The organism is Chryseobacterium pennae, from assembly GCF_003385515.1.
Taxonomy (GTDB): domain Bacteria; phylum Bacteroidota; class Bacteroidia; order Flavobacteriales; family Weeksellaceae; genus Chryseobacterium; species Chryseobacterium pennae.
Map to the genome: position 1 here is coordinate 39,095 of NZ_QNVT01000024.1, position 25,794 is coordinate 64,888.

20 protein-coding genes are annotated in these 25,794 nt (G+C 33.3%); 13 read left to right on the top strand and 7 right to left on the bottom strand.

What is annotated here, in order from left to right:
- Positions 1 to 280: 280 nt before the first annotated feature.
- The 5 genes from DRF65_RS20615 to DRF65_RS20635 all read right to left on the bottom strand — a co-directional run bounded on the left by DRF65_RS20615 (position 281) and on the right by DRF65_RS20635 (position 5,362).
- The gene (locus DRF65_RS20615; protein WP_123947408.1) at positions 281 to 1,069 is read right to left on the bottom strand and encodes a hypothetical protein; all 789 of its coding nucleotides are present in this window, start codon (positions 1,067 to 1,069) and stop codon (positions 281 to 283) included.
- Positions 1,070 to 1,146: 77 nt separating this feature from the next.
- Positions 1,147 to 1,977 (bottom strand): cysteine peptidase family C39 domain-containing protein, encoded by an 831-nt coding sequence (locus DRF65_RS20620; RefSeq protein ID WP_115972632.1) that lies wholly within the window; start codon positions 1,975 to 1,977, stop codon positions 1,147 to 1,149.
- Positions 1,978 to 1,988: 11 nt separating this feature from the next.
- Entirely contained in the window at positions 1,989 to 2,561 is a 573-nt protein-coding gene (locus tag DRF65_RS20625; protein ID WP_115972633.1) for a hypothetical protein, read from the bottom strand.
- A 2-nt stretch (positions 2,562 to 2,563) separates the two neighbouring features.
- Positions 2,564 to 3,766 carry a hypothetical protein gene (locus DRF65_RS20630; RefSeq protein ID WP_115972634.1) on the bottom strand — a complete coding sequence of 401 codons (1,203 nt, stop codon included), beginning with the start codon at positions 3,764 to 3,766 and terminating at the stop codon, positions 2,564 to 2,566.
- A 186-nt stretch (positions 3,767 to 3,952) separates the two neighbouring features.
- Complete coding sequence (locus DRF65_RS20635) at positions 3,953 to 5,362, bottom strand: TolC family protein (protein WP_115972635.1); 1,410 nt, start codon at positions 5,360 to 5,362, stop codon at positions 3,953 to 3,955.
- A gap of 20 nt (positions 5,363 to 5,382) precedes the next feature.
- On the opposite strand from DRF65_RS20635, the gene DRF65_RS20640 reads away from it, so the two are divergent.
- The 10 genes from DRF65_RS20640 to gwsS all read left to right on the top strand — a co-directional run bounded on the left by DRF65_RS20640 (position 5,383) and on the right by gwsS (position 17,461).
- The gene (locus tag DRF65_RS20640; RefSeq protein ID WP_115972636.1) at positions 5,383 to 6,786 is read left to right on the top strand and encodes a hypothetical protein; all 1,404 of its coding nucleotides are present in this window, start codon (positions 5,383 to 5,385) and stop codon (positions 6,784 to 6,786) included.
- Positions 6,779 to 8,983, top strand: a complete 2,205-nt coding sequence (locus tag DRF65_RS20645) for a peptidase domain-containing ABC transporter (RefSeq protein WP_115972637.1) — start codon at positions 6,779 to 6,781, stop codon at positions 8,981 to 8,983. Before DRF65_RS20640 ends, DRF65_RS20645 begins: the two co-directional genes overlap by 8 nt.
- The gene (locus DRF65_RS20650) at positions 8,980 to 10,320 is read left to right on the top strand and encodes an HlyD family efflux transporter periplasmic adaptor subunit (protein ID WP_115972638.1); all 1,341 of its coding nucleotides are present in this window, start codon (positions 8,980 to 8,982) and stop codon (positions 10,318 to 10,320) included. Before DRF65_RS20645 ends, DRF65_RS20650 begins: the two co-directional genes overlap by 4 nt.
- On the top strand, positions 10,304 to 11,836 hold the full coding sequence (locus DRF65_RS20655) for a hypothetical protein (RefSeq protein WP_115972639.1): 1,533 nt from the start codon (positions 10,304 to 10,306) through the stop codon (positions 11,834 to 11,836). Before DRF65_RS20650 ends, DRF65_RS20655 begins: the two co-directional genes overlap by 17 nt.
- Positions 11,817 to 12,896 carry a hypothetical protein gene (locus DRF65_RS20660; RefSeq protein ID WP_115972640.1) on the top strand — a complete coding sequence of 360 codons (1,080 nt, stop codon included), beginning with the start codon at positions 11,817 to 11,819 and terminating at the stop codon, positions 12,894 to 12,896. The genes DRF65_RS20655 and DRF65_RS20660 overlap by 20 nt, the downstream gene beginning before the upstream one ends.
- On the top strand, positions 12,889 to 14,154 hold the full coding sequence (locus DRF65_RS20665) for an NUDIX domain-containing protein (protein ID WP_115972641.1): 1,266 nt from the start codon (positions 12,889 to 12,891) through the stop codon (positions 14,152 to 14,154). Before DRF65_RS20660 ends, DRF65_RS20665 begins: the two co-directional genes overlap by 8 nt.
- 256 nt (positions 14,155 to 14,410) lie before the next feature.
- On the top strand, positions 14,411 to 14,611 hold the full coding sequence (locus DRF65_RS20670; protein WP_115972642.1) for a hypothetical protein: 201 nt from the start codon (positions 14,411 to 14,413) through the stop codon (positions 14,609 to 14,611).
- Positions 14,612 to 14,675: 64 nt separating this feature from the next.
- Entirely contained in the window at positions 14,676 to 15,239 is a 564-nt protein-coding gene (locus DRF65_RS20675) for a DUF6624 domain-containing protein (protein WP_115972643.1), read from the top strand.
- Between the two features lie 12 nt (positions 15,240 to 15,251).
- Positions 15,252 to 16,217: a grasp-with-spasm system ATP-grasp peptide maturase gene (gene gwsG / locus DRF65_RS20680; protein WP_115972644.1), complete on the top strand. Its 966-nt coding sequence runs from the start codon at positions 15,252 to 15,254 to the stop codon at positions 16,215 to 16,217.
- Between the two features lie 203 nt (positions 16,218 to 16,420).
- Entirely contained in the window at positions 16,421 to 17,461 is a 1,041-nt protein-coding gene (gene gwsS, locus DRF65_RS20685; RefSeq protein WP_115972645.1) for a grasp-with-spasm system SPASM domain peptide maturase, read from the top strand.
- Between the two features lie 149 nt (positions 17,462 to 17,610).
- Here gwsS and DRF65_RS20690 read toward each other — a convergent pair whose 3' ends face one another.
- On the bottom strand, positions 17,611 to 17,943 hold the full coding sequence (locus DRF65_RS20690) for a hypothetical protein (RefSeq protein ID WP_115972646.1): 333 nt from the start codon (positions 17,941 to 17,943) through the stop codon (positions 17,611 to 17,613).
- 652 nt (positions 17,944 to 18,595) lie between these two features.
- Between DRF65_RS20690 and DRF65_RS20695 the strand changes: the two genes are divergently transcribed.
- The 3 genes from DRF65_RS20695 to DRF65_RS20705 are packed head-to-tail and all read left to right on the top strand — an operon-like array spanning position 18,596 to position 25,505.
- On the top strand, positions 18,596 to 21,451 hold the full coding sequence (locus DRF65_RS20695) for a SusC/RagA family TonB-linked outer membrane protein (RefSeq protein WP_115972647.1): 2,856 nt from the start codon (positions 18,596 to 18,598) through the stop codon (positions 21,449 to 21,451).
- A gap of 11 nt (positions 21,452 to 21,462) precedes the next feature.
- The gene (locus DRF65_RS20700; RefSeq protein ID WP_115972648.1) at positions 21,463 to 22,923 is read left to right on the top strand and encodes a RagB/SusD family nutrient uptake outer membrane protein; all 1,461 of its coding nucleotides are present in this window, start codon (positions 21,463 to 21,465) and stop codon (positions 22,921 to 22,923) included.
- Positions 22,923 to 25,505 carry an alpha/beta hydrolase family protein gene (locus DRF65_RS20705; protein ID WP_115972649.1) on the top strand — a complete coding sequence of 861 codons (2,583 nt, stop codon included), beginning with the start codon at positions 22,923 to 22,925 and terminating at the stop codon, positions 25,503 to 25,505. Before DRF65_RS20700 ends, DRF65_RS20705 begins: the two co-directional genes overlap by 1 nt.
- Before the next feature lie 31 nt (positions 25,506 to 25,536).
- On the opposite strand, the gene DRF65_RS20710 is transcribed toward DRF65_RS20705, so the two are convergent.
- Positions 25,537 to 25,791 (bottom strand): DUF6520 family protein, encoded by a 255-nt coding sequence (locus tag DRF65_RS20710; RefSeq protein ID WP_115972650.1) that lies wholly within the window; start codon positions 25,789 to 25,791, stop codon positions 25,537 to 25,539.
- Between the last annotated feature and the right edge of the window lie 3 nt (positions 25,792 to 25,794).

Below are 25,794 nucleotides of genomic sequence, written 5' to 3' on the forward strand. Positions count from 1 at the left end.
ATGAATTTGATGTCTCTGCGCTGTCCATACCAAAAAGTATAAAACCATTTGGGTGTAAAGTTGTTAATAAGGATTATTTCGGATGCGCTATTGTCTCCATACAAGTTTCTATATCCCAGTAAATAATTATTCTTCATTGGTCTTGGGGAAAACAAAGTCCAAATTGGAATTAATGCAAATGGATCTATATCTCTTTTAAATCTATCTTTATTAATTTGTTTTAGTATGGTGCAAATGATCCAGAAAATGCATATTAAAACAACAACAGAATATCCTAAAATCAATTGTATAAAATTTTTATTAAATAGTCATTAAACTTTTTTCCGTCTTTATTTTCTTTGAGATAACATTCGTAAAAATAATCTCTGTACATTTCACGTTTTATATCATAAGGTATAGTATAGTTGATATACTTAAATATTTGTTCATCTGTAAAAATTGATAATAGAAAATTAGTAATATCTATATTATACAAATAGATATGATATTTGTCTCTTGATATTACTTGTGGGAATTGTTTTATATCCTTCCAATCATTTGTTAATATAAGAGCTCTTTGAAATTTATTTACATGAATGGCTTTTGACAAGTCCTCTAAGAACATATCTGCCGTTTTAATAGAATCCTGGGGAGATAGTACTTGGTAAGTAATATAGTCAGATCTAAGAAATTCTTTCGCTTCATTGAATATATCCTTAGATTCTACGACCTTGTACTTGGATATTTCCTCATTTAAGTTATCAATACTACCATACATAGCTGATAATGCATCCACTAATGAATATCTAATATTTTTATTGTCAAGTAAAATATTTTTTTTTGGCAAAAAAATGAAGTATTTGTCAAAGTCAGAAATAGGATAGATCAAGCTTAAATCAATAAGTGCTATGTCAGCTCCTTGATCTTTTAATCTGATACTATCAATAATTTTTATCTTGTCATTGATTGTTCTTTTTGATGTAGAATAACTTTTAACTTTATTATCCTTAATGTACTGAAGTAGCTTTTTTTCTTTTGAAATTCTAATAAAGTTATTTTCTATCTTCGTGCTCAACGAATCCTTTGTCACTTTGTACAGATTCAAATCATATACTTGAGATCTGTACAAAGTAAAAGATAGAAAAAATATTAATCTGAATATATTTATCATTTTAATCCTAGGATAGCATATAAGTCATTGAAGTTAATATGATCGTAAGGATAATATTCTATTTGTCCTGTTGCGCTATCTGCACAAATGAAAACGAAATTATTATTTGCATCATATTCATACCCTACAATTACAACCTGATGGTTATAGTTATTATTGTTAGGGTCATCATGAATCGAATCTACTCCTGCGAACACCGGATGGCCCTCACTTAAAGCATCGATAAGACCGTTGACATCGGATAATTTTTGATTTTCAAAAAATTCATTTACAAAGTTTTCGGTTGGTTGGCCAGAAGGAAGGCCATGCAGAAGAGTCTCATGTAATTGCTGAAGATTCAATTCATTTTGGACAAACTGCATACATTGATTATTGAACTGGTCAATTTCTGTATTGTCATATTGATTGTCAAAAAATTTATATAAAAACTCTGCTGCTTCTAACCAACAATCTAATGCAGATTGAACATCCATATCAGGAAGTTCTTGTAATACATAATTATGATGCCCATCAGGTGTATCAGTATGAACCCCATCATGTCGCCCGTCAGCATCAGCATATCCGTCATCATAGTCATTATCATAGTAATAATCAAAATCTCCTTGGTCTTGATCATTGTCTCCATTACTACCACCTCCCACTAGAATAAAGTGTTGATTAGGATCGTAATCCATCGGTTGACCGTCACTCCATGATGGATCATTGGGATTAATATCCGGCCCACCATCATAATCATTTCCACCGAGAATTATTTTAGTTTCATTTAGCTGAATAGGAGGGAGTTTCAGTTCAAGTTCTTTTAAATTTAATTTTCCTTTTTGTTTCACTATTTGTATTTTTAGTTGTTGTGTCTATTCTTAAAAATTTCGTTTAACTTAAATTTTAATGGGAGATCATTTCTTATGTTGTCGCGTTTTATGTATTTAATTTTATCAATTGGTATATCAAGTTCATTACTCAAATCTCTATTTTCAGAAATATCAAGAAACTTCATGTTGTCAACATAGCATGAGATACCTTTCAATTTATTATTATTAAGCTTTAAAGTATCTAAAGGGTAGTTCGAATCAAAATGATTGATTTCGTTATATGATAGATCTAGAAAATTTAGCTTATATGCTTTATCTCTCAGTGAAATATTCCCTTTTAGCTTATTATGAGAAAGGATTAACTTTTTAATTGTGTAAGGTAATTTTGAAAAATCTAATTTGTCAATCCGATTTTTAGATAAATTAACTTCTTCATATTTAGTATGCCGAAGGTCTGGTATCTGAATCAAATTCGAATTAGATAAGTCTAATACAGAATTATTTATAGTCGCTTCAACCTCATAACGAACGGGTTTATTCTTACAAAATGTAAAAAATACTCCGCATATAATTGTTATTGTTAAGATTTTAAGAATGCGCATTACTAAAACCCTTTATCGATAAATGCTCCCCAAGTGCCCATAATATCACTCAATTGATGTTGCAAATCATTATAATATGCCATCCATTCACTTTGTGTAGGCCAGCTATCAGGTACATTTGGATCGGTAGAATGAGCTTCTTGCCATGCAAAATCAGCAGTCTGTCTTAAATTGTCAACTGTATGTTGCAGATCATGCATGTCCTGAGTAAATTCATTAACAATATTGTTGATTGTATCTGAATAATGTTCAATCATATATGCGTGTTCTAAAGCAGCAGCTTGGTCAGCATTTCTCCATGAATATGTCCCATCTCCGTTATCAACAATATAAATACTTATGAAGTCTGCTGGGTAATTGTTCTGAACCATGTAATCATGAGTGCCTTGGATCGTATGATCGTTACTCCATGCTTTTTCAAACATACTACTTATCACCGTATGTACAACTTCATGTGCTATTGTGTATGTAAAATCCTGTAGAGTATTGAATCCTGTTGTATCAACACCATCAGAGCTATTTAGTGGGCCTGAAATACCAGCAATATCAGCATTCCAATGTCCATTAGCATCAAATGCGAAAGAATTTAGACTAATAGTTATGTGATTATTTCCAGGTGCATAATTTGTTTGTCCCCAAACATAATTATTTGGATTATTATCTGTGTTATATTGGCTTCCGAAATCCATCGGTTTAGTATCAAAAGAAACTGTGATGCCATTATTCATAGCTTGCGTTAGCAGTGTGCCTAATTCACTATTTGACATTAATAACGCTTGGATATCTCCTACAGAGTTGCTGTTTCCAATTTGAGAAAAATCAATATTTTGTAAAACTTGACTATTTAAACCATCATGTAATGCTGGAGAGGGATTAAATGATGAAGAAGGAGGAATACCGTTAGAGAAATCTATACCATTACCCCCTCCATCTGGGTATCCGTCATCGTAGTCATTATCATAATAATAATCAAAATCCCCCTGATCTTGATCGTTGTCACCATTATTTCCACTTCCAACAAGGATAAAGTGTTCATTTGGGTCATAATCCATTGGCTGACCGTCACTCCATGATGGATCATTTGGGTTAATATCTGGACCTCCATCATAATCATTACCCCCAAGGATAATTTTAGTCTCATTCAATGAAATTGGAGGAAGTTGAAGTTCTAATTCTTTCAAGTTTAATTTTCTTTTCTGTTTCATAATGTTTATTTTTAATTTTTATAACTAGGCTTACGGTGTCTTAGTCAAGCTTCATATTACCTTGAAACTTGACATATAAAAAAGAATTTGGATAAGCTAGTTTATCAGTGTGAATTTGAAGTAAATCATTTCATTTGTGTTTGAATTATTAATACGAAAATATGAAAATAATCAAAATTAACAAATCTATTCCAAGAATATTTCATTAAATTTCATTTTTAAAATATACTTACTTGTCAATAGTTCATTATAATTAAGAAAACTTTTTTCATACTCAAATAATTGATTTTTGTATTCGTACACGGTTTTTTTTCCGTAAGTCAATAAATTAAATAGTAATTCGTTTGCTGCTGTTTGTAATTCGTATTCCTTTTTTGATAAGTTTATTTGGTCATTGAGGTTTTCAATATAATAATACAAATTTTCTGCCTGTTGAGTAACATCAAATTTTGTTTGCTTTAATTCTCTCTCTAAAATACTTTTTTCCAGCTCAGCCATTTTCTTTTTATTCTCTAGAATTCCCCAATTTAAAAGAGGAATATATGCTCCTACTGAAAGAGCTTGCTTTTGTATTGGTTTATTATAGAGATTTTCGAGCTCAGCTGCAGAACTATTCAAGCCAATGCCTAATTGAACAAAAAAATTAACAGCTCCATCTTTTTTTGTTTTATCTATTTTTTCATCAGCTATCAGCAATTGAAGTTTTGCTTCATTCTCATAACTTTTTTCCAAGAAAGAAGATATAAGCGCTTCTTTATCAATAATTAAATCAAAATCATCTACTGTTTTAAAGTATAATTCTTTTCTTTCATTAAGATTTAATAAATTTTTTAATTTACTAATTAACATGCTTAAATCAAAACTATCACTCTCCATTTTTTGGCTAAGTTGGTTAATTGTTATAGAAACTTGGTTAACATCAATTTCTAATGCTCTACCTAGTTTCTCTTTTTCTTCAAATTGGGCAAGTAAGGACTGAGTTTTTAGTATATTGTTTTTTGTTAATTCAATTTTCTTTTGCAAAATATATCCGTCAAAAAATAGTTGTGCAGCTTCAGTTTTTAACTTTGCGACATCCTTCTTATGATTTATCTCATCTAGCTTCCTTGTATAAAAGTACTTCCGTTTATCCCATTTATATTGGTTGAAGCCATTAATTGTTTGAGAGTATGTTAAACTAACCCAGTTGCTGGAATAATTGGTAATTTTATTTTGTAAGTCATTATTCATAGCAATTGAATTAGTTAACGAAATCTCGCCTCCTGTGAACGGCACTATTTGTTTGGTGGTGAAATTAATTGTCGGGCTCAAGAAATTTCTCTCTACTAAAGAAGTGCTGCCATTAAACTGTATGACTTCCTGTATAGATCTTTGATATGGTAGATTAGCCGTCATAAAAATTTGAGGAAGAAATGATTTTTTATAATTTTCAAAATCAATATTTCTTATCTGGTAAGCGGATTCAATATTCTTTGCTTTTTCAGTATTTGTTACCACTAAGTTGATTACCTCATCAATGCTTAGCGAATCATTATTATATTGACAATAAAATAGGGTTGGTATTATAATAAAAATTAAATTTGCAAAATTTTTCATTTGGCAAAAGTAATAAATTGATGAAAAAAAAAGACACACTACAAAAAATTAATAAATTCCTATATGACTATTTTCCAAATGTTAATGGTGTATTATTGTTTGGAAGCGCATCTCTTTCACAACAGAATTTTGAGGATATTGATTTACTAATCATTGATGAGAAGTTTTCGTATGTTGCTAAGGAAAATTTTTACTATGACCGACAGCAGTTTGGGATAATCAAAATTCCTCTTAATGACATCTTTAATATCTTGGCGCACGATTTCAAAAATGGAATATATAAGCACATATTTGAGACGGGATTTATTATTAAAGATGAATTAAAAATTTTAAAAAATGTAAAGCAATACATTTGTAAAGACTATCCCGATAATTGTACAATTATACGTTTTAATATTAATAGCACAATTTTCAAAATTAATCAATGTTTCAATAGCTTGAAGGGCGCAACACCTCTAATTGAATCATATCTAAATTTAAGTGATTGTATAAATTACATTATTGATTTCATCATTTTACTGGATGGAAAAATTCATTTTAAATCTACAAAGCATAAAACTAGATATCTATATAAATATCATCCTCAGTATGCTGTTAAGGTAGCCGGAATAGTAGAAGTTATAAAAAATAAAAGAATCACATTATTTCGAATAGAGGAGTTAATGAAGTTATTGGCTATCCCAAGAGAATTTAAATATAATAATGATTTCCTGGATGAACATCTTTCTGAATCAGATCCTCTAATTTTTTATATTCCCAATGCTGATCCTAAAGAAATCAAAAGAATTAAGGAAATTCTTAACCAACATAATTTGATATATTATATTTTTTATATTGATACAAACAACATCGAGGAGGCAGGAATATATATTTTTGTGAGTTGTAAGATTGAAAATAAAATAGCATCACTTAGAAATAGTTTAAAAGAATATTTGGGAGAAAGAAGAATGTTTTTTCCTTACAATTTTTCTTTTAATAATGAGATAAAATTCGGAGCTTTTTATTCATTGTTGGAGGAACTTTTCATAGAAATTCAACCTATAATTAATAGTATTGAAGCCGATGTAGAAAAAACAGCAAAATTCATAAATACTATTATCAAACAAATTAATTTAACCTTTGAAGAACTTAGTTCTTATTATTTTTACAAAACTATTAATAATTTTCATAACTTAACTTTTAAAGAAATAGCAGATAAGGAAAAAAAATACAAGATGACCTACAAAAACACAAAAGATAAAACTATATTAAGTGCAGATACAGATCTTTTTGATCTGAGATTTGACTTTGCTGCTTTACAACCAGTACCTAAGTTTTTTTTACTTCAAATTATTGATAGAATACTTTCAATGTTTATTTTAAAGGATAAGGAAAAATTTGAAATTGTCGATTCATTAAGAAATAATCATTTTACAAATGTTTAATAAATTCCCTCATTTTACTCAGCTTGAAGCAAGAGATTGTGGTGCGGCTTGTTTGCAAATTGTCTCGAAATATTATGGTAAATTTTTTAATTTAGATGAACTGAGAGATATTTGCGGAGTCACTAAAGAAGGTATATCTGTTTATGATTTATGTGAGTCGGCGGAAACAATTGGTTTAAAAGCTCTACCAGTTAAAGTTGATTTTTTAAAGTTAAAGAATGAAATTCCATTACCCTGCATTGCTCACTGGCGTAATACCCACTTCATTGTTATTTATAAAGTAAAGGATAATAAAGTTTTCGTATCAGATCCCGCGCTTGGTTTGATTACATATGATAGAAGGGAGTTTCTCAGTGGTTGGTTAGAAAGAACTTCCGAAAAAAAATTTAGAAAAGGTATTGCAATTGCACTTGAGCCTACGGATGTTTTTAATGAAATAAAGCCTTCAGGACAATCTCCTTCTTTCGTTTATATTGCGAATTATTTGTTATCGCATCTAAGGCCCTATAAATCACAATCAATTCAGTTAATTTTGACAATGATTGTGATCACTCTTTTACAAATCGCATTTCCGATAATAACTCAGTCGATTGTGGACGTGGGTATCTCTGCAAAGGATATGAACTTTATACTTATCCTTTTGGTTGCTAATGTTGTTTTGGTTGTCAGTACGAGTATTGGTAATTGGATACGACAATCTATCAATGCTCATATTGCGTCAAGAGTCAAGGTATCATTATTATCAAATTATATATCGAAACTATTAAAACTTCCGGTTAATTTTTTCGAGAATAAATTGGTCGGGGATATTCTACAAAGATCATTGGATTATGAAAGATTACAGAATTTTATTATGAACTCAGCTTTTGCTATTATTTTAGCTTCGTTAAACATTTTAGTTTTTGGTATTATTCTATTTATATACAATTCTTCAATATTCTTGATATTCTTATTTGGCTCAATTTTATATGTGCTTTGGACTTTCCTGTTTTGGAATGTGAGAAAGAAAATGGATATACAATACTTTACTCTTCAGGCCAAGAATAATAGCCATTGGATCGAAATTTTGACCAATATTAATGAAATCAAAAATAATAACTACGAAAAAGGAAAAAGATGGAAATGGGAAAAACTCCAAGTAAAGCTTTACGAAGTTGGAATTAAATTGTTGAATGTAAACCAAGCTGAGCAATTGGGAAGTAATCTATTAAATACTCTTAAAGATGTATCATTAACTTTCTTTTCTGCCTATCTTGTAATTCAGGGTGAAATTACTATTGGTGTCTTAATAGCAATTCAATATATATTGGGACAATTGAGAAGCCCATTAGCAGAGGTGATAAACTTTATAAAATCCTACCAGGTTGCTTACATTAGTTTTATAAGAATGAATGAAGTCAACCAGGTTCCGGAAGAGCAAGACAATGATGTCCTTAATAATATAATTTTCCCAAGCCATAAATCTTTGATTTTAAAAAGTGTTTCGTTCCGGTATTCTAATAGTTCGCCATTTGTGTTAAATAATGTTTCACTAATAATTCCCGAGGGAAAAGTTACGGCAATAGTAGGAGAAAGTGGAAGTGGAAAGTCTACCCTATTAAAAATATTAATGAGGTTGTATAACCCTTCTTTAGGAGAGTTTTATATCGGAGAAACGAATGTGAGTAATGTAAGTTTAAAACTATGGAGAGATAAAATTGGAGTTGTAAATCAGGAAGGAGATGTCTTCAAAGACAGTATAAAAAACAATATTATTCTTGGGAGAGAGCTTGATAACGAATTATTTCACAAAGCAGTAGTAAATTCAAATATTTTAGGCGATATCGAAAAGCTTCCTAAAGGATTTAATACGGTAATGGGTGAAAACGGTAGAGGCTTAAGTCAAGGGCAAAAGCAAAGGATTATGATTGCAAGAGCACTGTACAAAAATCCGGAATATCTGTTTTTTGATGAGGCTACAAATGCATTAGATTCAATTAATGAGTCAAAAGTGGTAAAAAACTTAGTTAAAGAATATGAAGGAAAGACAGCAGTAATTGTAGCACATCGACTATCTACTATAAAGGATGCGGATCAGATTATTGTAATGCATAGTGGAAAGATTGTAGAGGTTGGAAAGCACGACGAGCTAATTAAAAATAAGGGACACTACTCCAAGTTATTTACTAATCAAATGACACTTAATAGCATCATATGAAAAAAGTTGAAGTCCACCATTCAGAAGAATTCAGGGATGTGATAAGCAAATTTCCCAGAAAGTTTAACTCTATTTTGGCATTTTCATTACTGATAATAATGATAATTTGTGGTTTACTCGGATGGTTTATCCAATCACCAGAGATGATTCTCGCAAATGTAAAGGTTACAGCGGAAAAGCCACCTATTACCATCGTTTCTGAAAGTAATGGTAAGATAAAGATCTTGGAATTTACCCCTCAGAAACAATTTAAAAAAGGTAGTGTTATTGGTGTGATAGAAAATCTAGGTGAAGAAGACAAAATCTTAAGACTTAAAGATTCTCTCGTTAAATACCAATCTTCATTATACACCTTAAATCTGAGATCTTTTGATTTCGCTCAAGCAGACAATTTAGGAGAAGTTCAGGAGCCGTATTTTAAATTTATTACTGCTTTACACGAAGTAAATAACAATCGAAACGATAATGAGTATGACTTGCAGGTAGCAATGCTGAAACAGCAAATTGAACAATATCACTCATTAATTGCTCAAAGAAGCAATTTGAAAAAATTCAAGTCCAAGGAAATTAATATCTTATCTCAGAAGTATAGAGATGATTCTATCTTAGTATCAAAGAAAATGGCTATTGTAAATGATTTTGAAAATTCAGCCCTTAATTTTTTGAAAGAAAAGGAGAATCTAAAAAATATAGATATTGAAAATCTTAGGAACCAACTCAATATTGCCGATGCTAAGGGAAATCTAAATTTGTTTTTACTTCAAAAGAAGCTTAAGCTTTCAAATGTAGAATTAAAACTGTTAGAAAGTTTTCAGCAATTGGCACTCAGCGTCAATAACTGGGAGAAAAAATATTTAATAAAAGTACCTGTTGACGGTCAAGTAGACTATGTTAACTTTATCTCTTCCAACCAGTTTGTTACCCAAGGTTCAATGCTTTTTAGTGTTTTACCTAATAATAACAAAATTATTGGACAAGTATTAATGCCTAGTGAAGGGGCCGGTAAGGTTAAAGTTGGCCAAACAGTTTTTATCAAGTTAAATGCATTTCCTTACCAAGAGTTTGGAAAGCTGACAGGAACTGTAAAGAATATCTCCTTAATACCTAATGAATCGCAATATCTGGTCATTGTAGAAATACCGAAGGGACTTCAAAGCGATTCTGATAAAAACTTATCATTTGGTAAAAATATGGAAGGCCAGGCTGAGATTATTGTTGAAAAGAAAAGGCTAATTCATAAAATATTTGATAAAATAATAAAAGCATTCGACAGAAAGGCGCCTGAAAAAGAGCAGAGTACAGATAAAGAAAAAAAAGAGAATGAGAAAAATAAATAATGAAGTTGCTCAAATTCTGAAAGAATTTATAAAAATAGAGTTGAATGAATATAAACATATTTTAGTAGATGAATGTTTTCAGCTAACGCCTGGTAAATATTTTCTTAAACTAACGGTCGTTTACGAATATTACTCCTCACGTATTTTAAAAGAAAATAAAGATATAGAAGGAACTAAAGTAGTTATTGATTACATACCTAAAATTAGTATTTTAAAAAATTTAAACACAAAAAAGGGTTACCTTTTTAATCAGTTTCCACATTCGACTATTATTAGGGACGAAAATAGGTTTTTGGTTAATTTAAAATCTTCTATTATTTTCTTTACAGAAAAGCACAAAAGCATTATCAATAAAAGAGAAATAGATGAATTACGGTGGATTATCTCTAACTATATTGCTGGTATAAAAGATTATGACTCTGACTATTTGAGATATAAAATCTATGAAGGATTAATTAATCTTTACAATTATTTTACACCGAATGACTTTATATCATTATCTACTTTACCTGTTCTTTTTTCATATCATCACTCACATCCTTATGTAAAAGAGATTATGAATAATCATTTAGCATCCTTAGATTTTGAACAAAGAATGATTGAGGTGTTAAACCAATACGGTGGGTTTGTAAATAGTATAGATTCAAAAAATTCATTCTATTCTAATGAGGTTATTTTAGTTTTTAAATATTCTGATTTAGATCTTGATTCATTTCTTGAAAATATATTCTTTAAATTTTTTACAATAACTAGAAATGTTAACTACAGATTGAATAGCTTTTATTGGGAAAAGAATATTGAAGGATTTTTTACTCTCTATTTAAACGCAAATAAAGAATTAATTGAACGAGAAATACTCCCTGAGATAGAAATTAAATTAAATTCTAATGTACATGTAAAAGAAATAAGTGATATTTCTATGGTTTATGATCTTTTCCAGGACGACTACTATTTGGGCTTAAATAGATTATGTGAATATGTGTTAGAATTAAAAAGCAATGAGAGCCTAATCTGGAATCAAAACATAGCAATTTCGTACTGTATTGAGCTATATGTAAACTGTATTATAAGATTAAATTTTAGTAAGAGAAACTTTTTAGATTTCAATAAATATTTGTCGCAGAAATGGCAATTATTTCTATTGTCAGATCAGGAATTGATTTCAAATGAATATGCAACTATTTCAGAAATGTATCAAAAGTTTGAGCGGCTTTATTTAGTTAATGAAAGCTCACTAAATGAAAATTTCTGTAGTAAAATAGATAATTGGATACCTTCTGATTCCTTTTTAGAGGAAATTAATGTTATTGCTGAAAGTATGGATAATTTTTTACAGAAAAAAGAAAATATGTTTATTTCTAATGCAATACTTTCTAGTTTTAGTGATAACACTAAATATGCGTTTTTAGAGGGCTTTTTGTTTAAGTTTTTTGGGCTTATGGGGCTGGAAACAGAATCAAAAATCTACATAACTTATATAATTAATAGATTAAGTAATGAAACTGAATTTAATTAGACTAAGGGAATCTATTAAGGATTCAAATATTACAATTGAAAAGCATCCTACAGAGGATCTGTTCATATATGGCTATTTTAAACATCCTCTTTCTAAAACGAAAAGTATCTGGAATGAATATTCCATTATGTGCAGAGGCTTAATTTTAAATAGTGAAGGAGAAATTATAGAAAGAGCATTTGATAAATTTTGGACATTCAGAAATCACATCACGGGTAATTTGATTTCTTTAAGTGAAAATAGAATTGTAAAATTACCAGATTCTGCACCTAAAATTTATGAAAAATTAGATGGTACAATGGGAGTACTATATTGGGTTAAGGATATTCCATATATAGCTACTCAGAGATCATTTTCTAGTTTAAAAGCAATAAAAGCGAGTGAGATAATACAAAGGAAATATCTACAGGAAACATTAAAATTGGACCGTCAGTTTTCTTACATTTTTGAGGTAATTTACCCTGAAGCCAGCCTCGTAGTCAATTATGGAGAGGAAGAGGATCTAGTCTTGATCGGAGTAATTGATAAAGAAACGGGTATGAGCGTACAAAACATTTCTGAATTAGGTTTCAGAACTAAGAAGGATTTAACTGACGAGTTTAAAAATTTCACAAACTTCAATGAAATTGAAGAAGCAAACATAAATAATTTGGAGGGTGTTGTTTTAGAATATAACAATTCATTACGAATTAAAATTAAATTTCCATGGTACAAGGAAATTCATAAGGAGTTACAGAGTGTCATAAATGCCGAATATCAGATGATTGAAAGTATAAACAAGCTTAGGAAGTATTATGGCTATAAGGAAAATCCACTTTCGACAACTCTGATAATGGAAGCCATAAAAAATGGAAAAAAACAGGAGGATTTTGTCAACGAATTAAATATAGACCAGATCGATAGAGGAGCAATAAAATGGGTTTGTCGGCAGTGGAATAACCATGAGGAAACAAATAAGTCCGTAAGCGAATTGTTCAATCAAAGTTTGGAATACGGCAATACCCCTGATGATAGAATATGGAAATGGAAAAGCAGATATTTAGATAAATATTATGACTAAGAGCGCCGGGCTACTTATTATTAAAAATAGTAAGGTTTTGCTAGTAAAACCTAGGCATATGGCTTCTGATAGTAATTGGTCTATACCGAAAGGAATTATTGACATAGAAGCTGATGGAAACATTGTTGAAACTGCTATAAGAGAGACATACGAAGAAACGGGCATTCTGATTCCCAAAGACAAAGTTGATTTTTCTAAAAGATCGCTAATAAGTTATGTCGACTCGAATGGTATTTTATCAAAGATTATTTTTTATTTTGTAGTTGAGATTTCGGATAAAGAATTTAATCAATATAGAATCTCAAGCGATTTCGACTCATCTGAAATTGAGACAATTGCCTTTTTCTCGGCAAGAGAAGCTAGAAAAAAAATCTATTGGAAGCAGCAATCCGTATTAAACTTTATTAAGCCAGACTCTTTTTGCATTAATGAGTTAGAACTCTTTATAAAATTAGGTTATATTTATAAAGTAAAACATCCAGTATACCCAATATGGCTTTATAATATCACAAAAAAATGTAAGTTGCATAAAATTTGGAATTATACAACATTGTCTTGTAGAGGTTTGATATTAGATGATTCAGGGAAAATTATTGCGCGTCCCTTTAAAAAATTTTTCGAGAGAAATGAAATTTATCCTGAAGTATTGGATCTACTTTCTGAACCATTACATACCACAGATAAATTAGATGGAGCTTTAGGCGTGCTGTACAAATATAAAGATAGCTATTATATTTGTTCAAAGAACAATTTTAATCATTATATTGGAGCCCTAGCGACGGATGTTTTTTATAACCAACTTCATCACTTATTTAGTAAAGATCTGAAAGAATACACAATTCTTTTCGAAGTAATAACATTAAAAAATCCGTTTACTGTTAATTATACAGGCGAAGATGCAATCTTTCCCATTGCTGTCGTCAATAATATATCTGCAAAAAATGATTTTAGAAAATTAGAAGAATTAGAAAAATTAGAAAAATTTGATATCATAAGCACCAGCAAGGAAGGAGTTGTTGAATTTTATGAGGACGGAACTATGATTAAAGAGAAGCTTCCTGATTTTATGAACGAATATAGGAAACTCAAGAACCTTAAAGAGATTAATTTCTTTTGTAATTCCGATAAAATTACTGGTAATATACTAGATAGAAAAAAGATTATTGATCATAGTAATAATAATTTGTTATCTAACCTAATGCTATTTTTCAGTTCTGAAAACATAGAATATAAAAAAATTTTGATGTATTGGATATGAAACGAATTAATTTGGATTCTCAGTATTGCTATCGCACTTTACTAAAAGGTAAGTTTTGATCTTTCGCAGATATACATACATGTAGATCCACATAAATCTTATTGATATTTCTATAGTTGCTAGTCAGTTGTAAATTTCGGCTTAGTTAAAATTTGTTAAAAACCTATGTTGTATTAATTTATTATTTATTTTAGTTAGTAATTATAATAGCAAAATCCGAAAGGCTTAAAGAGTAGGAAAAACAAAAATATTTATTATGAAAAAAAATTTTCAAAAAAAAGACAGCTTATTAAGTAAGTTCCAAAATTCAAGAATTGATAGAACTAAACTCGACACTATCAACGGAGGAAAACTTGTTCCAACTGCCGGAACAGATACACAAACTGGTTTAACATCTGATGGTAACCACGACAACAGTATTTCTGCTCCGGATTCCTATTACGATGGGACACTATAATTTGTCGAATTTTAAGAACAATGTAAGAAAGGATAATTTTTTTATCCTTTTTTTAATTTTATAAATGATTACAAAACTTAAATATTCATTACTAATTCTCATCCTTTCTTTTTTTGGATGCAAGAAAGCAGAAAACTATTCTGAAGTTAGAAGAACTTTGGAACAAGTATTAGTAGATGATCAAAAATTTAGAACGCCAGTTTTAGACCTGGCCAAGCAAGCTCCCCTTGATAGAAAGAACTCTAAAATTGTTACTAAAATCATTGATAGTTTAGGGTGGCTCGGTGAAAACAAGATCGGACATGACGCAAATTTAGCTTTGTTTTTAGCAATTCAGCATGCTGACAAGTTGGAAACAATGGAAAAATATTTACCTATTATCAAAAAAGCTTCTGAAAATGGGAATGCCGATAAAAAACAGGTTGCATATTTGATTGATAGAGTTGAGTTGTTAAATAATAGAAAGCAAATTTATGGAACACAACTTTCTTTTAGAGCCAACGGTAAGGCATTTATTGAAAACCTTCAGGATTCTACCAATGTGAATACCAGAAGGAAATCGATGAACTTAATTTCTTTGGAAGATTACTTGAAAAAGGTTGATTCTTCAAATAATATACGTAATTGAAAGTAAAATATAATGATAGTAATTTACACGGAAGACAAAGATATTACTACTAACCTTGTTATGGATTGGCTTTCTTTCTTATATAAAGGAGAAGTAAAAAGAATAAATACCGATTTCTTTCAAATACCAACACAGCGCGAGTTTTTCCTTGATATAGCTGAAAGTATAGATGTAAAAGCTATTTGGTACAGAAGACCCGGAAGAAGGCCTTTCCCAATCAGAAAAATTCCCGAAGACTTATTAACTGAAAAATTAGTTAATAAAAAATTAGATGTATTATTAATGCATTCAGCTAATAAAGAAATTGAAAATATTAATGCGCACGATCTGGCAAATAAATACAAGGCTGAAAATATCTTGGGAGGTTCTCTAAGATATGAAGTCAATAAATTTCAGGTTTTAAGAATTGCTAAAAATATAGGAATAGATATTCCTAAATCTATTCTAACAAATAGTAAATCTAAGCTTATTGATTTTTATAATGACTGTAATGGAGAAGTAATCTCTAAAATGCATGATATGTTGCTTTGTGATATAGAGGAGACGCACTCCACCTATGCAACTTATACGGAAAAAATAGAAATGAGCTTCATAAATAATTTACCTGAGTATTTTTTTATCGCACATTTTCAGGAAAAATTAGAGAAAGAATACGAAATAAGAAGCTTCTATTTAGATGGAGAAATATTTTCAATGGCAATGTTTTCTCAAAAAAATGAACAAACCAGTGTTGATTTTAGAAGATATAATAGAGATAGCATGAATAGGCGCGTTACTTATAAACTGCCATCTTCAATAGAAGATAATATTCGTTTGTTAATGCAAAAATTAAATTTAAATTGTGGTTCTTTAGATATCGTAAAAACAAAGGATAGATATGTCTTTTTAGAAGTTAATCCTGTAGGTCAGTTTGGTTTTCTAACCGGAGCCTGTAATTATCACCTGCACAAAAAAATAGCCGAATACCTAATACAATAAATCATGGAAAAGCACGAATTTATTTCTCTTTTTAAAGAAGAAAGCTATAAATTACTCCCTATAAATTTTCATTTAATAAGAAATGTTTACTACACTAAGGAAGAAGTCAAACGTTTTAATTTACATTACACCGCTCACAGTAACTTTCACCAGACTACTATGTATGACATCTTTCATAATTACAAGCCAATAATTATTCTATAATGAATAGATTTTTTAACTTATATTCAAATTGTATTCCTGTAAAGGGAAGTGAAGAAAGTATTATTGTAGATCTACAAAATACAGAGCATGTAAATGTGCCTAATCTATTGCTTGAAGTTCTGAAAAAAACACGTACTCATACAGTAAGTGAAATCAAAAATTTTTTTAATAATGATTTGAACGAAGGTATAGATAACTATTTTAATTATCTGGTAGATATTGATTACGGCTTCTTTTTAGAAAATGTTGAAAGTTTCCCGGAGCTGAATTTAGAGTGGCACTCCCCATTTAAAGTTAACAGTGCAATCTTAGAAATTAATGAAGATTGCAAATATGACTTCAATGCTGCAATTAAAGAATTAAGCTCCTTAGCCTGTTTCAGTATTCAAATAAGAATTAATAATTCGGATGTTGATAATATAATATCAGGCATACTCGATGCAACACGAAAATCAAGAATCAGGAATGTTGAAATTTTCCTTCCTGAATCGTTATATGATGAGAATTATTTGAAGTATCTTGATGATATAGAAAACAGGATTAAAACATTTGTAATCCATAGTGTTAAGGATGAAGTATTAACTAAAGATTTGCATGAAAATTCTAAGTATTACATAGACAAAAAATTAATTTTTACATCAAAAGCCATCAACAGCTCAACCGTTGATAATATAAAGAAAGAGAATTTTATTATCAACATGGAATTTTTTACCGAAGCTCAACAGTACAATGTTGCTTTAAACAGAAAAGTTTGTATTGATAATGATGGAAACTTTAAGAATTTTCTGGCGCACAAAAGCACCCATGGTAATTTTAGAAATAAAAGGATTGCCGAATTAATACAAGATAGTGAATTTACAAGAAAGTGGTTTATCAGCAATGACAATATAGAAGTCTGCAAAGATTGTCAATTCAGGTATATCTGTTTTAACAATTCAGATATTGAATTTGACGGTTCTTCTTGGAAAAAAATAAACAAATGTCCTTTTGATCCTTATACGAACGAATGGAAGGCTGAATCAAAACATTCTTGTAAGTAGACAAAAACCACTGCTCGTGCGAGCGTTTCGTTCGTAGCGATAGAAAAAACATACATTGGACTGCCCCTAAAGGGGTCTGATTTTTTATACGCATCAAATTGATTGGGATTTTTTAGAAGATTGCCTATAAATATTCTAATTGTATAAAGCTAGCTCCCTTTATATAAAATATTTTTTTTAAAGTCTAAGATGTGTTCATCTGTTATCTTACAGTATTGTTCACCAAAGTCTATCATTGTGTAACCCATTGACTCGACAATAAGAACAATTGTTGCCATCGTTGACCTTTTCTTTCCGCTAAAAGCACCATTTACTGTGGCTTTGGTCAGTTCTGAATTAGAGTTTGCAGCTATTTTATCATAACTATTGACTATGTCCACACTACCATCCGATTTCGCTGAGGAACTCTTATTGTTACTAAGCATTTTACGCAAAGTAATCGCAGTTTTTATAATTATAATTTTTTCACTTTCTTTAATCATAAATGCAATTAAGCACATAATGAAAAATATTTTGGTATAGTTTTGTATACCAAAATATTTTTTCTTATCTTTGTAAAAGAAGTTACTTAATTGTAATTTTGCGAAACTTCAAAAAATATTAGAAGCTATTCGCTTAGAATCTTGTATCAGAAAACTGGCACTTTTCATTTTACCACAAGACAATAAGCAGATTGCTCACGTTCTAGGCGTGGGCTCTCTTATTCGTGGTAAAGGGTATGCCAGTACCTCTGATACGGTAGGTAGAGTTCCACGCTGTTTTTTTCCTATGATGTCCGCCTCTCTACATTTCTCTAAGCTGCTTTTACTATAAAGATTAGATAGGATACAATGGCAGCGCAACCATTGGAGCTTTACAGTTCACACTCGAGGTTAATTTCATTCATATTAATTCTTTATGATGTGTTTAGGCTGGAGGTTTTGTAATCTCCCAAAACTTCCTCCTAGACAATGTTTAAAAACACAATGTAACCATAAAAGACCATCAAATGAAAACAGGTAGCACCTATTATAATGATACTTAGTCATCTTTTTGTTACAGAACGCTAGGAAATAAAAAAGCCCCTTCCGCAAAAGTTGACCGCTTGGGCAGGAAAGAGCTTAATTGCTTAATTAAATTAAACTTTTCAAATTTATGAAAAAATCCTATACCAGCATAGGGAGCATTTCATGTGTCCTTATGCTAACGGTAGCAGGCTACTCATTTCAGGCACAGGAGTGGAAAAATTCAGATACGATTTCCGGAAACAATACCACCGAAGCTACCGTACTCAGGAAAAAGGCTGACACTTTACCTCCTTCATCTGGAAAAGTAAGCAGCATTGAAGAAGTAGTGCTTAATGCAGGTTATTATAAAGTCAAAGATAAGGAGCGCACTGGAAGCATAGCCAAAGTATCGGCAAAGGATATCGAAAACCAGCCTGTAGCTAATGTACTTTCCGCTGTACAGGGCAGAATCTCCGGGGTCAATATCACCCAGAACTCCGGTGTTCCCGGTGGTGGATTTGATATCCAGATCCGAGGTAAGAACAGCCTTAGAAGAGAGGGAAATGCCCCGATGTATATTGTCGATGGAGTGGTGATCAGCTCGGAAAACCCATCCCGGTATTCCAGCAGCATTATGCCTTACTCTTCTATTAGCCCGTTAAACAGTATCAATCCCAATGATATTGAAAACATCGAAATACTGAAAGACGCCGATGCTACGGCTATCTACGGTTCCCGGGGAGCGAATGGTGTGGTCCTTATCACCACCAAAAAAGGAAAGAAGGGAAAGACACAGCTTAGCATTAACACCAGCTATGCTTTAAGCCGTGCCGCTTCCAATATGAAAATGATGAATACGGAAGAATATATTCGTATGCGTAAACAGGCTTATGCTAACGACGGGATTACCACTTATCCAGCCACCGCCTATGATATCAATGGAAAGTGGGACCAGACACGATACACCAACTGGCAAAAAACACTCATCGGCAACACTGCTGAAACTATAAGCACACAATTTTCTGTCAGTGGAGGAAATGAAGGGACTTCTTTTTTAGTAAGTGGCAGCCACAATGAGCAGACCACCGTGTTTCCTGCTTCTTTCCGTTACAAAACCAACAATATTACTTCCAGCATTTCCTATCAATCCAAAGACCGGAAATTTACTGCTAACCTTTCCAACCTGATTTCCTTCCAGACCAATAATATGCTCAATCAGGAGATCACCAACAAATCATTATTTCTAAGCCCGAATGCCCCGGTATTATATACATCTGGCGGCAATATCAACTGGGAAAACAATACGTTTGACAACCCTATTGCCCCGTTTGTAAGCACGTATTCCAATGATAGCAAGCAGTTCACTTCCAATATCAATATGAGCTATGAAGTATACAAAGGAATATCAGTTAAGCTCAATGGCGGGATTAATTACCGGGCTTTTGAAGAATATTCGTTGCTACCCCATACCATGTACAATCCATCTTACGGTTTAACCAGCGCTACTTCTTCAGCCTTAAGGAACAGGCGGCAATATTTCTCGTATATTATTGAACCGCAAATAAACTGGAAACAAGCTTTTGGAGACCATCAGGTTGATGTGCTTGCCGGGGGAACCTTCCAGCAGGATTCCGGCTACCAGTCCCAAAACCAGGGATATGGATTTGAAAGTAATGCGCTGATTCACAATATAGGTGCTGCAAAAACCAAAATTATTACTGAAGCAGGTAATGAATATAGGTATGCCGCATTATTCGGGCGCATCAACTATCAATATAAGCACAGGTATATTCTTAATATTACCGGAAGGAGGGATGGTTCCAGCCGATTCGGACCACAAAAACGGTTTGCTAATTTCGGAGCTATTGGGGCTGCCTGGTTATTTTCTCATGAAAATTTTCTAAAGGAAAGTAAATGGTTAAGCTTCGGAAAGCTCAGAGGGAGCATTGGGACTACCGGCAGTGATAAGATTGGCGATTACCAGTATCTGGATACCTATACCATTTCCGGAACGGGCTATGGTGGTGTCACTGCCCTGAATCCTTCGAGATTGTATAACCCTCTTTTCAGCTGGGAGAAAACAGTGAAGCTGGAAGCCGCAGTGGAATTAGGCTTTTTGAAAGACTGTATCAACCTTTCGGCAGCATGGTACCGGAACCGCTCTTCCAACCAGCTGGTAGGGATTCCCCTGCCAGGAACAACAGGCTTCAGTTCTATCCAGGCCAATCTTCCGGCAACGGTAGAAAACAGTGGGTTTGAATTTGATCTCAGTGCTTTCCCGATAAAATCTTCTTTTTTCAAATGGAATACCAGCTTTAATATCAGCATTCCGACAAGCAAGCTCGTATCATTTCCCGGGCTGGAAGGCTCTACTTATTCTAATCAATATGTTTTGGGATATCCCGTTTCTATTGTCAAAGTCTACCAGTATGAAGGGATAGACCCGGCTACCGGGCTCTACAGGTTTAAGGATTTTAACGGTGATGGTAAAATCACCTCTCCGGATGATAATCAGGTTATTGAAAAAATAGGTGTCCGGTATTACGGAGGATTACAGAACCAGCTTCTGTATAAGAACTGGACATTCTCTTTTTCATTACAGTTTGTTAAACAAAGGAACTGGAATTACCATAACTATATGCCAACTCCCGGAACGATGAATAACCAGCCTGTAGAGGTGTTGAATGTATGGTCTCCTGATAACCCGGGCGGAGCATATATGCCTTACACTTCAGGAGCCAATACTCAGAAAAACACCCTGCAAACCTTTTTCAAAAACAGTACGGCGGCCATTGGGGATGCTTCGTATATCCGGCTAAAAAATATTCAGCTAAGCTACAGGCTTAAGCCTGAAAGCGGGATCGTAAAGGATGCTCTGATTTATTTCCAGGGACAAAATCTGCTGACATGGACCAAATATTTTGGGCTTGACCCCGAATTTGTCCTTAGCGGATTCTTACCCCCGCTCAAAACCTATTCTTTTGGAATCCAGCTTAACTTTTAAAAACTAAGAAAATGAAAAAATATAATATCAATCTCCGTACTATACCTATTGTCCGATCTGTTATCAATATTGAGGGTATAGATAGGCTCCTGATACCTTTTTCTGCTATAAAAATACCTTTCATCCTTCTTTTCCTTTTGCTCACAGCAGTTTCGTGCGAAAAGTTGGTGGAAGCAGATGATCCGGATAGCCAGATCGGGACTGAGCAGGTATTTGAAGACCTGCAAAGTGCCAATGCCGCTTTATCGGGACTATATTCGGGATTATTCACCTCTTCGCTTATTTCCGGTGGGAGTGATGGAACAGGAGCTCTTTTGGGAACCTATACAGATGATCTGGACTGCTACTATGTAAATAATAACAGCGGGGCACTGGAACTGTATCAGAACCAGCAGATCCCAACCAACCCCATGATCGAAAAAACATGGAATACAGCATATCAGCAAATTTATGCTGCCAATTCCATTATAATAGGAGTAAGCAATTCTTTATCGCTGGCAGCAGAAGATAAAAACAGGATTAAAGGGGAAGCCCTTCTGGTACGAAGCCTTATTTATTTGTATTTGCAGCAGATCTATCAGGAAATCCCTTATACGGAAACAACTGACTATCAAATCAACAGTCATTTGTCAAAGCTTTCCGGAGAGGCATTATTACAAAAATTAGAGGCAGACCTGAATCTTGCCATCAGCCTGCTTTCGGATACCTACCGTAATGCAGAGAGGATTTATCCCAATAAAAAGGTAGCTGAACTGTTGCTGGCCAAAGTATATCTTCTGGAGCAGAAATGGGTACTGGCAGAGCAGTTAGCCGGAAATATCATCCAAAATCCTCTTTATCAATTAGAACAGGATATTACAAAAGTTTTTAAGAAAGGAGGAAAGCATATTCTGTGGCAGCTAAAACCGCTCAACTCCGGGGATTCCACCAAAGAGGCTTCCCTTTATTACTTCTCAGGGGCAGCTCCCAATGCTTATGCGCTTAGCACAAGCCTGATCAATAGTTTCAGTGGTTCTGACCTGAGAAAGCAGGCATGGATGACTCCTGTTACCGTTTCTCAGAATACATGGTATCGAGCTGCTAAATACAAAAACCTTTCAGGGAATACTGATGAGTATTCCATTATTTTCAGGCTTGAAGAAGCTTATTTCATCATGGCGGAGGCTTTAGCCCGGCAAAACAGGGTAACAGAAGCACTTTCATACCTCAATGCTATCAGGCAAAGAGCCGGAACGGCACCACTTACCGGAACCTGGTCCAAAGATGCTTTTCTTCAGGAATTACTACTAGAGGTCAGAAGAGAGTTTTTTGCAGAAATGGGACAAAGGTTCATGGCCTTAAAACGGTTTGACCGCCTTGGTGATTTGGCTACTATAAAGCCTAACTGGAAAAGCTACCATACAGCATGGCCTCTTCCACAAAAAGAGCTGCTGCTGAATGCTAACCTTAACCCACAAAACCAAGGATACTGATGAAAACAGCCTATCGTTTGCTCATGATGCTTATAACGCTGCTTTTGTTGTACGGGTTCAGGTGGATGCCTGTACCGCTGCCCTTATTCCCAGCGCAGGATCTCAAAATAAAGGATGCTAGCCATCTTCAGAAGCTCTCCTCAGAATCCTATGAAATCCAGTTGCTCAAAATATCAGCAGACGGAAAATGGTTGGCTGTAAAAAAAATCATGGACTCTGGGCAAGACACTTTGATGATCTTAAGAACAGATGTCCCCGAATCCATTGTCTTTAAAAGAACCCACGTTTCGGAACTACAGTTTCTTATTGATAATAGGGTATTGCTGTTGGATAAACAAGGCAAGGCAGAAAATCTGAGCTTAGGAGTGCAGAAAAAGGGAAAAGCACAGGAGAAAGATAGTGAAGGTAATATTTTTGCTAATGGTAAAGTTTTTAATCAAATAAAAAAAATTGAAGTTCTTAAAAACGGCAAAGAATTTTTGTTATGGTCTGATTCCTCGCAAAAGAATTCCCTGGCATGGTATACAGCAGAGGGAAACCTTTTACGGGTTTTGGAAGGTGTTACGACTTACCTAATAGATAGGAATTCCGAGCTCTATGCGGTGCAGAAGGAAACAAACGGAGATAAAAAAGACAAAGAGTACAGTATTTTCAAGTTTTCTGGTTCTGCTAAACGGTTGTTCTATCAGACTAACAGGCTAATTGAGAGTATTTACACTGCATCTGATGGAGAAAGTCTGATCAGCCTTGAAAAAGACCTTACGACCGGATATATGAAAATGGTATCTATAAGCCTTAAGGACTTTAAAAGCTATCCTTTAGACGATAGCCTTTTGTTCTATCATGTTACGATAAAAGGAATTGGGAAGGAAAAATTATTTTTTCTTAACGCTATCAAAAATAGGACAGAGACAAAGAAATCGTCACCCGAGATTTGGTACGGTGATGATAAAAATCTTGAAGAGAAATTTTTACCACAATTTCAGGAAACGTATTATCTCTGGGAACCTGAATCGGGGCAGCTTGAAAACCTGAATGACAGCAGTGGATTTCAAAAAATCATTCCCCTACATAACGAGCGGTATTTCCTGGCTTTTAATCCCCGGGAGCTTAAAGATTATACTCGAAAAACATCTCCTCTGCTGATTTCTGTATACGACCGGATAAGCAATACTTCCGTAAAGGTAGATACCGTGGGTACTGAATTATACGTCTCTGCAAAGGGAGAATATCTTTTCTACCCCAAAAATAACCAATGGAAATTATATAGGATTTCTGATGGAAAAACAATCCTTATCTCAAAAAATGGAGTAGAGCAACCTTACTTTACCCGTGATGGTAAAGGAATTGTTTTTGGTGGGAATGATGCTCTCTGGTATTACAATATACAGAAAGGAAGCTATAAACCATTAACCACAACGACCAAAGGATTCCAATACCATGTCATGGGCGGAGAAAGGGAATCGCTCTTATCCAATTACAATTTTTACCGCTCGGTGATTGATGATAACCGTCCGTTCATGGTAGAATACCGGAATGTAATGAATAATCAGTTCGGGTATCAGAGATTGTATGGGAATAAAAACTATACCGCCATTTCTCTTACCGATGGCAGAGCCAGTTCCCTTTTGTATAATCCCTCTTGCAGCACCTTTGCTTATATACGGGAAAACTACAATATGCCCCCTCAGATTGTTGTTGCTAAAAATGGAAAAAATGATGTGATCTATCAAAGCAATACGCAAGATACTAAGATTTCAAAAGCAAGGATGGACATTATTGACTATACCGGACCGGGAAGTATTCCCCTGAAGGGGCTGCTGTATTACCCAATAGATTATAATCCTTCGGTAATATATCCGATGGTGGTGCATATTTATGAGGCTCAGCACTATCTGAGCTCCCGTTACTGGCGGCCAACTTATAAAAACAGCTTAGGCTTTAATGTAAGGTTATTACAGGAAAAGGGATATTTTGTCTTTCTGCCGGATATCGCTTATGGTTCGGAAGGCCCGGGAATTTCTGCGCTACAATCTGTAGAAGCAGCCATGAAAGCGGTACTGAAAAACACTTCTATTGATTCCTTAAAAGTTGGACTTATGGGGCAGTCATTTGGAGGGTATCAGACCAATTTTATTGCTACCCATTCAACTCTGTTCAAAGCCTATGTTTCCGGAACAGCCAATGCTGACATCGTACATGTTTATCATACTTTTAGTGAAAGTTACCATATGCCGGAATTCTGGCGGTATGAATCCGGGCAGTATAGGATGGGAAAATCCTTTTCACAGGATAAGAACCTTTATTTCAGGAATAATCCACTGTATCATGCCGATTGGGTGACTTCACCCATACTTTTATGGTGCGGTATGCAGGATAAGAATGTAAACTGGGAAGAAACCCGGACATTTTACAATGCTTTAAAAAGGAGTAAAAAAAAGGTGGTGGCGCTGTTTTATCCTGATGATGGGCATGCTATGTGGCAAGAGGCTTCTAAGACTGACCTTACTTCTAAAATACTGGATTGGTTTGGTTTTTATCTGAAAGATAGTAAAAATGTGACTTGGATTAGCAATAAATAAAAGAAGGGTGCTTATGACACCCTTCAGATTTTTAGTTAACTCGGTACAATGGTGCTCCGCACGCAGTGTCATTGATCTTTTCTTTCAGTACTTCGGAGTTCCAGGTACATTCTGCACCTTCGATGGTGCTGCACTGGGCAACTTCGATACATTTCACTTCCGATGCAGATGGATCAAACCTGTGGCCAGGAACCATTGTTGAATCTGCGGTTTTAGATACGGTGGATGCAAATGCTCCTCCTGCGCCTGTTAGAAAAACAACTACAGGCAAAATAAACTTTTTCATATA